Source organism: Nocardioides sp. NPDC057767 (assembly GCF_042798275.1).
In the GTDB taxonomy this organism is placed as follows: Bacteria; Actinomycetota; Actinomycetes; order Propionibacteriales; family Nocardioidaceae; genus Nocardioides.
Window position 1 is genome coordinate 19,510 of sequence record NZ_JBHVKJ010000001.1, and the last position, 14,292, is coordinate 33,801.

At 69.6% G+C, this 14,292-nt stretch carries 11 protein-coding genes; 9 read left to right on the plus strand and 2 right to left on the minus strand.

Annotation, left to right across the window (positions count from 1 at the left end):
• Nucleotides 1–23: 23 nt before the first annotated feature.
• The 6 genes from ACFVDI_RS00075 to ACFVDI_RS00100 all read left to right on the plus strand — a co-directional run bounded on the left by ACFVDI_RS00075 (nucleotide 24) and on the right by ACFVDI_RS00100 (nucleotide 9,859).
• Nucleotides 24–593, plus strand: a complete 570-nt coding sequence (locus ACFVDI_RS00075; RefSeq protein ID WP_008355812.1) for a TetR family transcriptional regulator — start codon at nucleotides 24–26, stop codon at nucleotides 591–593.
• A gap of 61 nt (nucleotides 594–654) precedes the next feature.
• A complete protein-coding gene (locus tag ACFVDI_RS00080; protein ID WP_378899042.1) occupies nucleotides 655–1,872 on the plus strand; it encodes a M15 family metallopeptidase in 1,218 nt (405 codons plus the stop codon).
• 51 nt (nucleotides 1,873–1,923) lie between these two features.
• Entirely contained in the window at nucleotides 1,924–3,876 is a 1,953-nt protein-coding gene (locus ACFVDI_RS00085) for a M13 family metallopeptidase (RefSeq protein ID WP_378899044.1), read from the plus strand.
• Between the two features lie 165 nt (nucleotides 3,877–4,041).
• The gene (locus ACFVDI_RS00090) at nucleotides 4,042–5,724 is read left to right on the plus strand and encodes a M4 family metallopeptidase (protein WP_378899046.1); all 1,683 of its coding nucleotides are present in this window, start codon (nucleotides 4,042–4,044) and stop codon (nucleotides 5,722–5,724) included.
• Between the two features lie 394 nt (nucleotides 5,725–6,118).
• Nucleotides 6,119–7,747, plus strand: coding sequence for an ABC-F family ATP-binding cassette domain-containing protein (locus ACFVDI_RS00095; RefSeq protein WP_378899048.1), 1,629 nt, complete (start codon nucleotides 6,119–6,121; stop codon nucleotides 7,745–7,747).
• Nucleotides 7,748–7,774: 27 nt separating this feature from the next.
• The gene (locus tag ACFVDI_RS00100; RefSeq protein WP_378899050.1) at nucleotides 7,775–9,859 is read left to right on the plus strand and encodes a RecQ family ATP-dependent DNA helicase; all 2,085 of its coding nucleotides are present in this window, start codon (nucleotides 7,775–7,777) and stop codon (nucleotides 9,857–9,859) included.
• A gap of 22 nt (nucleotides 9,860–9,881) precedes the next feature.
• Here ACFVDI_RS00100 and ACFVDI_RS00105 read toward each other — a convergent pair whose 3' ends face one another.
• Nucleotides 9,882–10,562: a response regulator gene (locus ACFVDI_RS00105; RefSeq protein ID WP_378899052.1), complete on the minus strand. Its 681-nt coding sequence runs from the start codon at nucleotides 10,560–10,562 to the stop codon at nucleotides 9,882–9,884.
• On the minus strand, nucleotides 10,559–11,761 hold the full coding sequence (locus ACFVDI_RS00110) for a sensor histidine kinase (RefSeq protein WP_378899054.1): 1,203 nt from the start codon (nucleotides 11,759–11,761) through the stop codon (nucleotides 10,559–10,561). The genes ACFVDI_RS00105 and ACFVDI_RS00110 overlap by 4 nt, the downstream gene beginning before the upstream one ends.
• A gap of 167 nt (nucleotides 11,762–11,928) precedes the next feature.
• Here ACFVDI_RS00110 and ACFVDI_RS00115 point away from each other — a divergent pair, with 167 nt between their 5' ends.
• From ACFVDI_RS00115 to ACFVDI_RS00125, 3 genes are all read left to right on the plus strand, one after another.
• Entirely contained in the window at nucleotides 11,929–12,234 is a 306-nt protein-coding gene (locus tag ACFVDI_RS00115) for a hypothetical protein (RefSeq protein WP_378899056.1), read from the plus strand.
• The gene (locus ACFVDI_RS00120) at nucleotides 12,221–13,513 is read left to right on the plus strand and encodes a cytochrome P450 (protein ID WP_378899058.1); all 1,293 of its coding nucleotides are present in this window, start codon (nucleotides 12,221–12,223) and stop codon (nucleotides 13,511–13,513) included. Before ACFVDI_RS00115 ends, ACFVDI_RS00120 begins: the two co-directional genes overlap by 14 nt.
• Nucleotides 13,514–13,897: 384 nt before the next feature.
• Nucleotides 13,898–14,284, plus strand: coding sequence for a hypothetical protein (locus ACFVDI_RS00125; protein ID WP_378899060.1), 387 nt, complete (start codon nucleotides 13,898–13,900; stop codon nucleotides 14,282–14,284).
• Nucleotides 14,285–14,292: the final 8 nt, after the last annotated feature.

Below are 14,292 nucleotides of genomic sequence, written 5' to 3' on the forward strand. Positions count from 1 at the left end.
CGGGCGCACTAGACTCTGGCCCCATGGCGGCCGGAGTACCTGAAACCACCCGTCAGCGGATCCTCGACGCTGCCGTCGAGATGACGACCGAGACCGGGTGGGCGAGCGTGACGATGTCGCGCATCGCGGAGCGCTGCGGCGTCAGCCGGCAGACCGTCTACAACGACATCGGCGCAAAGCCGGCCCTGGCCAAGTCGCTGATCCTGCGTGAGCTGGAGCAGTTCCTCGCCGTCGTGAGCGCGGCCTTCGACGAGGAGGACGACTTCCTCGGGGCGATCCGGCAGGCGACGTACGGCGTGCTCGACCGTGCCCAGGACAACAAGCTGTTGCACGCGGTCGTCTCGGCCACCCACGGCGCCGACACCGAGCTGCTGCCCTACCTGACCAGTCACAGCGAGGGGCTGCTCGGCTACGCGATCGAGATCATCCACCAGCACATCGACAAGTTCGACCATGGGCTCAGCGACCATCAGGCCGATGTCGCCATCGAGATGGTCGTGCGGGTCGTGCTGAGCCACGTCATGCAGCCCACCAAGTCGCCCGACGAGACGGCCGACGACATCGCCTGGCTGGCGTCGCGGGTCCTCGGCTGACTTACCCGCGAGTTGGGTCGTCACCAACCCTCGCCTAACCTTCCTGCGGGGAGGTGACTGGATGCGACAGGTCTCGTTGAGAGCGGCCGCGGCGATCGGGGCGGTCCTCGTGGTGACCCTGGCAGCCTGTGCGGGCGAGCCGTCCACGTCGGCCTCCTCCCCGAGCGCGAGCCCGAGCACGAGTGCCAGCGGGGCGGCCAAGGACGAGAGCCCCGTTGCCGATCCCTCGCACGCCGTGGAGATGCCCGGCAAGCGGGAGGGCACGCTGCACTCCACGGACCTGCTGATCCTCTCCGAGGACACCCTCTCGTCCGGCGACGTCAAGAAGATCCGTGGGCTCGACGGCGTCTCCGGGGTCGAGCAGATCTCGATGGCCCAGGTCAGTGTCGAGGGACGGCTGGTGAAGGTGGTCGCGGTCGACCCGTCGACCTACCGCAACTTCGCCCCCTTCCAGAGCGCCGACTCCGACGAGGTCTGGCAGCGCGTGGCCGGAGGCGAGGTGGCGATCGATCCCGAGCGCCAGGACGAGCTCCCGGCCGACAAGGACGGCTTCGTCACCCTCGGGTCCAAGAAGGACGCGACGACGATCCACGTCGGTGCCTACGCTCCCCAGCCGCCGGGCCTCGCCGCCGCCGTCGTCAATCACAAGTGGGGCGAGGAGATGGGCATGGAGAAGGGCAACGCGCTCATCGTCTCCACCGCCGCCATCGCCCCCAACCGGGTCGTCGCCCCGATCCAGAAGGTCGTCGGCTCGGACGCGTCGGTCCAGCGCCTCGACGTCGTCGCCCGCGCCGGCCTCGACCCCAACGCTCCCCAGAAGGCCTACGTCGTCGGCACCGTCGCCGAGGCCGTCGGCAACTACACCTACCGCGCCAACGGCGACGGCACCATCACCCCGGCCGCGAGCTGGGTGAGCTCCCACATCGTGACCGCCCAGGTGCCGATCCTCGGCTCGGTGACCTGCAACAAGGTGATGATCCCGCAGCTCCGCGCGGCCCTGCAGGAGGTCGTCGACCGCGGCCTGGCCAGGAAGATCGACCCGTCGCAGTACGCGGGCTGCTACTACCCGCGCTTCATCGCCAACACCACCCAGCTCTCCAACCACGCCTTCGGCACCGCGGTCGACCTCAACACCGCCGGCAACCAGCGTGGCACCGTCGGCGAGATGGACCGCACCGTCGTCTCCATCTTCGAGCGCTGGGGCTTCACCTGGGGCGGCAACTGGAAGTGGACCGACCCCATGCACTTCGAGATGAACCGGATCGTCAAACCGGGCTGACCCTGGGGTTGTTGCCCACCCGCTTGGGGCGCCGCATCTACGCTGGGGCCTGTGACGATTCTTGATGACGCCCGCCCGGGCATGGACGACAACATCCGGCCGCAGGACGACCTGTTCGGGTTCGTCAACGGCACCTGGCTGCGGGAGGTCGAGATCCCCGCCGACCGGTCCAGCTGGGGGCCGTTCGTGATGCTGGCCGACCAGGCCGAGAAGGACGTGCGCGCGATCATCGAGGAGCTCGCGGCGTCCGGCGGCGAGCCGGGCAGCGACGCCCAGAAGATCGGTGACCTCTTTGCGAGCTTCATGGACGAGGCGGCGGTGGCGGAGCGCGGCGTACGGCCGCTGGATGGCCTGAGGGCCGCCGTGGACGGGCTCCGCGACGCGGACGACCTGGCGGCGTTCCTGGGCGAGGTCGAGCGGATCGGCGGTCACGGGCTGTTCGGGTCCTACGTCGACAACGACGACAAGCAGTCCGACCGCTACATCTTCAACCTGCTCCAGGGTGGCCTCGGGCTGCCCGACAAGGACTACTACTTCGACGAGAAGTTCGCCGAGGTGCTGGCGAAGTACGCCGACTACCTGACCCGCCTCTACGAGCTCGCCGAGCACCCGGACCCGCGTGCGGCCGCCGAGACCATCATCCGGATCGACACCCGCCTGGCCGAGGGCCACTGGGCGCGCGAGCAGACCCGCGACAAGCAGAAGACCTACAACCTGCTGACCCTCGCCGAGCTGCGCGAGCTGGCCCCCAACTTCAACTGGGATGCCTACGTCCGCAACCTCTCCGGCTCGAAGCTGACCACCGAGGCGGTGCTCGGTGAGGTGGTCGTGCGGCAGCCGTCCTACTTCACCCACCTCTCCACCGTGCTCGGCGAGGTCGACATCGACGACTGGAAGCTGTGGCTCTACTTCCACGTGCTTCGCTGGGCCGCGCCCTACCTGACCGACGACTTCGTCGAGACCAACTTCGACTTCTACGGGCGCACCCTCAACGGCACCCCTGAGCTCCGGGAGCGCTGGAAGCGCGGGGTGGCGATCGTGGAGGGCGCGATCGGCGAGGCGGTCGGCAAGGAGTACGCCGCGCGGCACTTCCCGCCCGAGGCGAAGGCCCAGATGGACGAGCTCGTCCACAACCTCCTGGAGGCCTACCGCAAGTCGATCTCCGAGCTCGACTGGATGGGCGAGGAGACCAAGGAGAAGGCCTACGAGAAGCTCGACAAGTTCACGCCGAAGATCGGCTACCCGTCGAAGTGGCGCGACTACTCAGCGTTGACGATCTCCAAGGACGACCTGATCGGCAACGTCTCCGCGGCGAGCATCTTCGAGACCGACCGGCAGCTCGGCAAGCTCGGCGGCCCGGTCGACCGTGACGAGTGGTTCATGCTGCCTCAGACGGTCAACGCTTACTACAACCCCGGCACCAACGAGATCTGCTTCCCGGCCGGCATCCTGCAGCGCCCGTTCTTCGACAAGGACGCGCACCCGGCGGAGAACTACGGCGGCATCGGCGCGGTGATCGGCCACGAGGTCGGCCACGGGTTCGACGACCAGGGCGCTCAGTTCGACGGCGACGGCAACATGCAGGACTGGTGGTCGCCGGAGGACAAGGCGGCCTTCGAGGTGAAGACCAAGGCGCTGATCGAGCAGTACTCCAAGCTCTCTCCGCGGGACCTGCCCGGCGAGTTCGTCAACGGTGCCCTGACCGTCGGCGAGAACATCGGCGACCTCGGCGGCCTGACGATCGCTCACACCGCCTACATGCTCGCGACCGGCGGCTCGGCGGAGATCGGCGATCGGCAGCGGCTCTTCCTCAACTGGGCCTACGTGTGGCGCACGGTGCGCCGCAAGGAGCAGGCGCAGCAGTACCTCACCATCGACCCGCACAGCCCGCCCGAGTTCCGCGCCAACATCGCGCGCAACCTCGAGGAGTTCCACGAGGTCTTCGGCACCGCTCCGGGCGACGGTCTGTGGCTCGATCCGGAGGAGCGCGTACGGATCTGGTGACCCGTGTGGGTAGGGGTATCGGTGAATATTCGATAACAACGTAAAGGAGTTACGCGGGAGGGCGGCCTCACAAATTCGCATTGCAGGAACTTGTTTCTCCACGCTATCGATTCTGGTGCAAGGATTCCGTCAATCCTGGCCCCCACAATCGAGGAGAACCCCACGATGCGTACCGTTCGAGTAGCGGGAGCGGCGACCGCTGCCGCTGTTGCAGGAACTGCCTTCATCGCCTCCTTCGGAAGTCCCGCCGGCGCCGCCCCTGCCGACTCCGCCTCCACCATCACCCCGGCGAGCGTCACGGCGACCGGCCTGGCTGCCCAGCAGATCGTCGACGACGAGTCGATCGCGGACAAGGCCATCAGGGCGCTGAGCAGCAAGCCGTCGACCTGGAAGGTCGGCGCAGGCCAGGAGCTGGTGCCCGTGGTGACCCTGAGGGACACCACCGGCGCCACCCACGTACGGATGAACCGGACCTATGAGGGGCTCGAGGTCGTCGGCGGCGACCTGGTCGCCCACCAGAGCAGGTCGGGTGCGGTGACCTCGGTCTCCCAGGGGCTGGCGACGATGCTCGACCTCTCGGTGAAGCCGACCGTCACCGAGGCCGCGGCGACCAAGGCCGCGCTGACCCTGGACGCGGTCACCAAGACGATCACGGGTCTCGCGGCCGACAAGAAGTACGCGCCCGAGCTCGTCGTCGATGCGGTCGACGGCGCGCCGACGCTGGCCTGGCGGGTGACCACCAAGGGCACGCAGGCCGACGGCACCCCCTCGCGCCTCGCGACCTACGTCGACGCGGGCACCGGCACGGTGCTGCGCCGGGTCGAGGGCATCCACACCATCGACGGCGAGGGCAACACCCTCTACTCCGGAACCGTCCCGCTGCAGGTGAAGCAGAACGGCTCGACGTACGAGCTGCGTGACGACACCCGTGGCGGCACCTACACGACCGACATGAACAACGCCCAGGACAGCATGTCGTGTCAGCTCCTCGGCCTCGGCTGTGTCGCCGGCGACGTCGTCACCAGCCCGACCACGACCTTCGGCAACGGCTCCAACGACGACCGGGCGACCGCGGCGGCCGACGCGCAGTACGGCACCAACGTCACCTGGGACTACTTCAAGAACGTCCACGCCCGCGACGGCATCTTCGGCGACGGCTCGGGCTCGTTCAACCGCGTCCACTACGGCAAGAACTACGTCAACGCCTTCTGGGACGGCGAGAAGATGACGTACGGCGACGGCGACGGTGTCGGCTACGGACCGCTGGTGTCGCTCGACGTCGCCGGCCACGAGATGACGCACGGCGTCACCGAGAACACCTCCGGCCTGGAGTACTCCGGTGAGTCCGGCGGCCTCAACGAGTCGACCTCGGACATCTTCGGCACGGCGGTCGAGTTCTACGCGAACAACGCCGAGGACAAGGGCGACTACCTGATCGGTGAGTCCTTCATCCTCGACGGCGGCGACCCGCTGCGCCGGATGGACAACCCGTCCTCCGACGGCAACTCGGTCAACTGCTGGTCGTCCTCGACCGGCAACCTCGACGTCCACTACTCCAGCGGCGTCGGCAACCACTTCTTCTACCTGCTCTCCGAGGGCTCGGGCACGAAGACCATCAACGGCGTCGAGCACTCGAGCACGACCTGCGACGGCTCGACGATCGCCGGCATCGGTCGCGACAAGGCCGAGAAGATCTGGTTCCGCGCCAACTCGACCTACTTCACCTCGACGACCGACTACGCCGGCGCGCGCGACGCGACGGTGAAGGCGGCGTCCGACCTCTACGGTGCCTCCAGCGCCGAGGTCGCGGCCGTCGAGGCGGCGTGGACCGCGGTCTCCGTGAGCTGACCTGCCAACAGAACCGGTCTCGACGGCGCCGTCCCTTCCAAAGACGGCGTCGTCGACCGCTTTTGGTAACTAAAGTACGAATTCGGGCGTGTGGTTATGCCGGTGCGGCGATTGGACGCATACTGGAGAGGCCGGGCCGGTTCTGCGGGTCCCCGTGGGGGAGGACCAACAGCGCCGGCTCGGCGTTATTTCCATCGCCTGGTGAATAACGGTTCGCGTGGACGGTTCGTCCCTGTCTACCCTGGAGGCATGTACTCCGGTATCGCCTACATGCGCCTGCGCTCCGTCGCCTGACGGCGGCGCTGCGAGGCATACTCACGCCGCTGTCCGGCCAGACGCCGGGTAGCTGCTCTCGCTTTCCCGGCTCCCGTACGCGAGCTGGAAGTTCACTTTCGTGTCTGTACAGACCCATCACACCTCTGCCCATCTGCGCGCCGAGGACATCTCGGTCACTCGGGGCGGTCGCCCCGTCCTGCGCGGCGTCTCCCTGACCGTCTCCGCCGCCAACCGGTCCCGGCTGGCCGTCGTCGGCGAGAACGGCCGCGGCAAGACCACCCTCCTCCATGTCCTGGCCGGACTGCTCGTCCCCGACTCCGGGCAGGTTCAGCGGCACGGCAGTCTGGGGATCGCCCACCAAGCCCTGGACGTACGTCCCGGGGACACGGTCGGCACCCTCACCTCCGCCGCTCTGGCGGAGTCCTACGAAGCGCTTCGGATGCTCGACGCGGCTGCCGAGGCGCTCGCCGAGGACCCGACGGACTCCGCGGGGACGTACGCCGCCGCGCTCGAGCGCGCGACCGCGCTGGACGCCTGGGACGCCGAGCGCCGGGTGCAGATCGCGCTGGAGGCGCTCGGCGCATGCACCGATCCCACCCGGGAGCTGGGGACGCTGTCGGTCGGGCAGCGCTACCGGGTGCGGCTGGCCTGCCTGCTCGGGGCGCACCACGACCTGCTCGTGCTCGACGAGCCGACCAACCATCTGGACGCCTCGGGGCTGGCGTTCCTGACCGAGCGGATCCGGAGCCATGCCGGCGGGGTCGTCCTGGTCTCCCACGACCGTCTCCTGCTGCGCGAGACCGCCGTCGAGTTCCTCGACCTGGACCCGAGCGAGGACGGCCGGGCCCGGACGTACGCCGGTGGCTATCAGAGCTGGCAGGAGGGCCGGCGCCGCGAGCGCGAGCGCTGGGAGCAGGACTTCGCGGCGCAGCAGGAGGAGCACCGTCGGCTGCAGGACTCGGTCTCGGCGGCCCGGGACCGGTTGAGCACGGGCTGGCGCCCGCCCAAGGGGACCGGGAAGCACCAGAGGCAGACCCGCGCTCCCGGGTTGGTGCGGTCCTACAACCGCGACCTCGCGGCACTCGAGGCGCACCGCATCTCGGTGCCGGAGCCGCCGAGGTCGCTGCGCTTTCCCTCGCTCCCCTCGGATGTCGGGGGGACGCTGCTGCGTTGTGAGGACGTCGGTGTTCCCGGCCGCCTGTCCGCACCGGTCTCCTTCGCTCTCGACGTCGGTGAGCGGCTGCTCGTCACCGGCCCGAACGGGGCGGGCAAGTCGACGTTGCTGCAGGTGCTGGGCGGCGGGCTGGTGCCGTCGGCCGGGTCGGTGTGGGTCTCGCCGGGGGCACGGGTGGCGCTGGTCGGTCAGGAGGAACCGGACTGGACGCCGGGCCTGACCGCGGCCGAGATCTATGCGGAGCACTGCGGACGGCTGGTCGCCTCCGGGGCGGTGTCCGAGCGGGCGGTCGTCTCGCTCCGGTCGACGGGGCTGATGGACGCGGAGGCGCGGCGTACGCCTGCGGCGCGGTTGTCCCAGGGGCAGCAGCGACGGCTCGAGCTGGCGCTGCGGCTGGCCTCGCGCCCGCACCTGCTGATCCTGGACGAGCCGACGAACCACCTGTCGGCCGGGCTGGTCGACGAGCTCACGGCTGCGCTGCGGGTCACGTCGGCGGCGGTGGTCGTGGCGACTCATGATCGGCAGATGCTGGCCGATCTCGCCGACTGGCCGACGTTGGCGCTGGGGAAGTAGTCGGTGGTCCCTGGTAGACCTGAGTCCATGACTGATCCGGCCAGTGACGTACGTGCTCGTGCAGAGGCGCATCTGCGTGCCCTGGTGGGCCGCGACGACGCCACGCTGCGCGAGGACCAGTGGTCCGCGATCTCGGCGCTCGCCGTCGAGCGCCGGCGGGCGCTGGTCGTGCAGAAGACCGGGTGGGGGAAGTCGGCGGTCTACTTCGTGGCGACGCTGTTGCTGCGTGAGGCCGGTCTCGGGCCGACCGTGATCGTCTCGCCGCTGCTCGCGCTGATGCGCAACCAGATCGCGGCGGCGCAGCGGGCCGGGATCCGGGCGGTGACGATCAACTCGACCAACCCCGAGGACTGGGTCTCGATCGAGGAGGCCATCCACGCGGGCGAGGTGGACGTCCTGCTGGTCTCTCCCGAGCGGCTCAACAACCCCAAGTTCCGCGACGCGGTGCTGCCTCGGCTGGCTGCCGAGTGCGGCCTGCTGGTGGTCGACGAGGCCCACTGCATCTCCGACTGGGGGCACGACTTCCGGCCCGACTATCGCCGGATCCGTACGCTGCTGGCCGACCTTCCCACCGGGATCCCGGTCCTCGCGACGACCGCCACCGCCAACTCCCGGGTGACCGCGGACGTGGCCGAGCAGATGGGCTTGGGGGTTCTCGTGCTTCGAGGATCGTTGGACCGGGAGTCGCTGCGGCTCGCGGTGGTCTCGCTGAAGACCCCCGAGCAGCGGCTGGCCTGGCTCTCCGACCACCTCTCCGAGCAGCCGGGATCGGGCATCGTCTACTGCCTGACGGTCGCCGCGACCGAGGAGATCGCCGACTACCTGCGCTCGCGTGGTCATGACGTGGCCGCCTACTCCGGACGCACGGAGGCGGCCGAGCGGGCCGAGCTGGAGGAGTCGCTGGCGGCCGGGAAGGTCAAGGCGCTGGTCGCGACCTCGGCGCTCGGGATGGGCTTCGACGCGACGCTCGGGTTCGTGGTCAACATGGGCGCGCCCTCCTCCCCGGTCTCCTACTACCAGCAGGTCGGCCGCGCCGGCCGCGGCACCTCCGACGCCTCGGTCGTGCTGCTCCCCGGCGCCGAGGACCGCGACATCTGGGCCTACTTCGCCTCGCTCGCCTTTCCGCGCGAGGAGCAGGTGCGGCAGACCCTGGGTGTGCTCTCCGAGGCGGGGCGGGCGCTGTCGACCCAGGCGCTGGAGACCTACGTCGACCTGTCGCGCTCGCGCCTCGAGCAGATGCTCAAGGTGCTCGACGTCGACGGCGCCGCCCGCCGGGTCGGTGGTGGCTGGGAGGCGACCGGGGTCCCGTGGGACTACGATGCCGAGCGCTATGCACGGGTCGCGGAGGCTCGGCGCCGCGAGCAGGACGCGATGCTCGCCTACATCTCGACCGACCAGTGCCGGATGCGGTTCCTGCGCGAGCAGCTCGACGACCCCGGCGCCGTGGACTGCGGTCGGTGCGACAACTGCGGCGGTTTCGCAGTGACCTCGGCGGTCTCCGAGGGAGCGGTCCAGGAGGCGTCGGCCCGGCTGTCGCGGCCCGGGGTCGTCGTGGAGCCGAAGAAGATGTGGCCGACCGGCCTCGACCGGCTCGGCATCTCGCTCAAGGGCAAGATCAAGGAAGGCCCGCTCGAAGGGCGCGCGGTCGCGCGGCTGACCGATCTCGGCTACGGCCAGGCGCTGCGCGACCTCTTCCGCGAGCCCGCCCAGGACGGCCCGGTGCCGGTGCCGCTGGTGAAGGCGGTCGTCGAGGTCCTGGGCGACTGGAAGCCTCGCGTGGGCGGCATCGTCTACGTCGAGTCGGCGACCCGCCCCACCCTGACCCGCGACTTCGCCGAGGGTCTCTCGCGCTATCTCCGCGTCCCCGTCCTCGGCTCGTGGGCCATCGTCGACCCCGACGTCGGCCCCGGCCAGGGCGCCTCCAACTCCGCCCAGCGAGTCGCCGCGGTCGGTCGCCGGTTCTCCCTCCACGCCGAGGTTGCACCGGGTGCTGACGTACTGCTCGTCGATGACCGCGTCGCGACCGGCTGGACCGTGACCCTCGCGGCCCGCGCTCTCCTCGACGCCGGCGCCGGTTCGGTGAGCCCGTTGGTGCTGGCGACGACGACCTAGGGCGCGCCGGAGGAGCGCGCCTTCAGGTCGCCGGCCGGACGATGCCGTGGTCGTACGCGAAGACGATGGCGGCGGCGCGGTCGCGGAGGTCGAGCTTGGCGAAGATGCGGCCGATGTGGGACTTGACGGTCAGCTCGGAGATGACGAGCCGCTCGGCGATCTCGGAGTTGGTCCAGCCGGAGGCGAGGCCGCGGAGGACCTCGAGCTCGCGATCGGTGAGCTCGGAGACCTCGACCGCGCTCGACGCCGACGGCGCGACCGCGGAGCGGTAGGTGGCCAGGACCCGGCCGGTGATGGCGGGATCGAGCCAGGCGTCACCGAGGGCGACGGAGCGTACGGCCATGACCAGCTCCTCGGCGGGCGAGTCCTTGAGGATGAAGCCGGCGGCCCCGGCGCGCAGGGCCCCGGAGACGAGCTCGTCCTCGTCGAAGGTGGTCAGCACCAGCACTGGCGGAGCCTCCGGCAGCGCGCGCAGCAGACCGGTCGCGGTGATCCCGTCGACCTGCCGCATCCGCAGGTCCATGACGACGACATCGGCCGGGTTGGCCTCGAGCGCCGCGACCACCTCCGAGCCGTCCCCGCACTCGGCGACGATCTCCAGTCCGTCGCGCCGTCGCAGGATGCGGCGCAGGCCGCTGCGTACGAGCTCCTGGTCGTCGACCACGATCACCCGGATCGGCGATGAGCCGTTGACCGGCGTCATGCGAGGGCCTTGCGTACGAGACAGTGCGGTGGGATCACCAGGTCAACCTTCCACATCGACTCCTCGGCCCCGGCCGACAGCCGGCCGCGAAGCTGTTCGGCGCGGGCGGCCATCCCGGCCAGCCCGGACCCCTCGCCGACCCCACGGCGGGTGCCGACGAGCGGGTTCTGCACGGACAGACGTACGCCGTCCGCGACCGCCAACGAGACCGAGACCGGGGCGCCGGGGGCGTGCCGGATGGCGTTGGCGAGGGACTCCTGCAGGATCCGGTAGATGCCCAGCCCGACGCCGGCGTCGATGCGGGCGAGGTCGCCGGTGGACGCGAACGTGATGGTCTGGCCCGCGCTGCGGCCCTCCTCGATGAGCCGGACCACGTCCGCGGCACCGGGGAGCGGCGCCGTCCCGGTGCCGGAGGTCGACAGCGCCCCGATCGTACGGCGGATCTCGGCCATCGCCCGGCGCCCGACGGCCTCGGCCTCGGTGAGCGCGGACACCGCCTCGCCGGGGTCGTCGCCCTCGGCGACCGACCGCCGCGCGGCGGTCAGATGGAGCAGGGTGATCGAGAGCGAGTGACCCACGAGGTCGTGGATCTCGCGGGCGATCCGGGTGCGCTCGGCCTCGGTCGCGCGGGCGTGCTCCTGTGACCTAGCGAGCCGTTCGGCGCGTAGCGCACGCATCTGGGCGAGCATCAGCAGCCCGAGGATCCAGCCGACGGCGAGGAGCAGGAAGTGCACGCCGATGCCGCTGGGCGTGCCCACGGCGAAGATCCACATCGTCACGGCCGAGGCGGCCGCATAGAGCGTCCCGGTCCGGAACCCCTCGCGGATGACCATCTCGAGAGTGAGCGGCACCAGCACGGCCGGCGCGAAGTCGTGCTGTGGCCAGAACGCGGAGGCGGGCTGCGACATCAGCCAGGCCGACCCGGCCAGGGTCGGCAGCAGATCGACGACCCACATGTGGGTCTTGAGCCACTCACCCCTGGTCGGGATGAAGAAGATGCTCAGTGACGGGACGACGATGACCAGGCCCGCGACAACCATGTCGCCGGCGGTGCCGCGCTGGAGCACCGCCACCGTGACCATCGCGACGAGACCGAAGGCCGACAGCAGCGGCGCCCACCAGGGGATGTCGAGATTCTTGCTACGGCAGCGCCGTTCCAGGAAGTCGCGCACATCGCGAGCGGAGTCCTGGACACTCATGCCGCTCAGTCTAGAAACGCGTGAGCCGTATCGCATCCGACCGTGGCAGGCGGCCGCTCTCCTACCAGGGTAGGAACGCAGGTGCCTGCCAGCGTGCGATGCGCGCAGGTGCCGCCGATCACTAGCGTCGAACCATCATCCCAACGACAACGGAGACGGTGAGGACGATGACCTGGAGCCAGACCCACGAGCGTTACCGGCTGCTGAACGAGGTGGAGGCGGAGCTGAGAGCTGGCCTCGCGCGCGAACTGCCGTGGACGCCGGCTCATGAGGAGGCTTTCGCCACTCCCGAGCGGCTGGCGCAAGCCCTGCGCCATCGGTGGCGGATCCGGTTCCAGGCGCAGCTCGATCCGGCGCTGTCGCCGGAGGACTACGAGGCGACCTTCGCCGACCTGCTGGCCGAGCTGGCACCGCTGATGGGGCTGATCGGCACCCACGAGCTCGGGGAGGAGCTGGCCGATGCCTCGGCGTGATCTGCCGCCGATCGAGCGCGGGAGGTCGTACGCCCGCTGGGCCCTCTCCCAGGGCATCAACCGAGCGGTGCTGAGCCTCGCGTCGAGGCGCGGCGACCCGCTCGCCGAGCTGATGTGGTCGCATGAGGTGCCGGACTATGACCGGCTGCGAGCGCGAGGCCCGATTCACGTGAAACCGTTCATGGCCGGCACCGTGTCGTACGCCGCCGCCAACGAGATCCTGCGCAGCAGCGACTTCGGCGTAGGCGACGGCCAGGGCGAGCTCCCGGTGCCGTTGCGGTGGCTGCTCGGCAAGGTGAGCGCGCCCGACGCGCTGGGCCTGGTCGATCCGCCGTCGATGCTCGCGGTCGACCCGCCGCTGCACACCCGCTACCGCAAGCACGTCTCGAAGGCGTTCACCGCGCGCCGGATCAGCTCGATGGCCGAGATGGTCACCGCTGTCGCCGGCGACCTGCTCGACGAGATCGACCCGCGCGAGGGGCGGGTCGACCTCATCGAGGAGTACGCGGCGAAGCTCCCGATCGCGGTCATCGCCGAGCTCCTCGGGGTGCCAGCTGCGGACCGCGCCGACATCCTGCGCTGGGGTGACCAGGCCGCCGCAATCCTCGATCCGGGCTTGTCGTGGCGGGACTACTCCCACGTCGAAACCGCGATGCGCTCGCTTCACCACTGGTTCGAGAACCACGTCCGCCGCCTCCGCGCCGACCCCGCCGACGACCTCCTCAGCGCCCTGGTGATCGCCGGCGACCTCGACGACATCGAACTCCACGCCCTCGGGTTGTTGCTGCTGGCGGCCGGTTTCGAGACCACCGTCAACCTGCTCGGCAACGCCGTCGCTGCCCTCGACGCCCACCCCGCCCAGCGGTCGCTTCTGCTTGCGGACCCGTCCCTCGTCGAGGGTGTCGTCGAAGAGACTCTGCGCTGGGACCCGCCCGTCATGGCCACCGTCCGCCAGGCCTATACGGATACGCGCGTCGCGGGCACGGACGTCGCCAAAGGCACCGCCGTCGCCGTGGTCATCGGCGGAGCCAACCGCGACCCGTCCGTGTTCGAGGACCCCGACACGTACGACATCACCCGGGCCGACGCGGACCAGCACCTCTCCTTCTCCGCCGGCGCCCACTTCTGCCTCGGCGCCAGCCTCGCCCGCCTCGAGGCCCGCGTCGGCCTCCGCATGCTCTTCGAGCGCTTCCCCACCCTCCGCGTCGACGGCGAAGCCACACGCCGCCCCACCCGCATCCTCCGCGGCTACGCATCCCTGCCCGTCGCCCTCGGATAGCGGACCGTGGGTCGACATCGGCGCAGCCTCGAACTGGCAGGCTGGACTGACTGACGAAGGCTTCAAAACTTGCGGGTGAGACGAACTGGCCCACTGGAATGCGCATTGAGAAGACGACGGTGCTCGCGCTCGCGGGCTGGGCATCCCAGTGTGGGAGTCGCCAACCGCGTTCGGCGAGGACGTCACCCCGAGAGGGCGTTGCGTCAGTCACCTACTCTTCGAGACCAGCCGAATCGAGATCCTCGTCCGGTGGTTGCAGGTGCACGGATGGGCCCCGAGGGATCCGTTGGTAAGTTCGTCACGCGCTGACAAACGGTATGCAGGGTGATGTACTGATATTGCGCACCCGGTGGGGGTGCGCACGGATCCAGCGGGAGGGTCAGCATGGGTGACAGCGACGAGATCAGGGCCGACTTCGACAAACTGAATGATGCTCACAAGAACCTAGTCGCGGAACGTGACCTCGTGAAGAGCCTTGATCTTGGAGACGCTCCTGCTGCAGCGGTGTTCGGTGGGTCGGCCTTGGGTCAGTCGTTGGCGCAGACCGTCGCGCGAGCGCATGCGAGCTTGATCGAGGCGAAGCAGGACACGGTGCGTGGTCTAGATAAATACGCCACTGCAACCTATGACGCCCAGACCGACATCATGGCGACAGACGAAGGCCAGGCCGCGGTGGCTCAGACGATGGCCGAGGCACTGCAGGCACTCAGCAACCCACTGGTGATGTTCAATCGGACGGGCACCGCGTTCGGGAAGTCCATGCCGATCTGACACTCCTC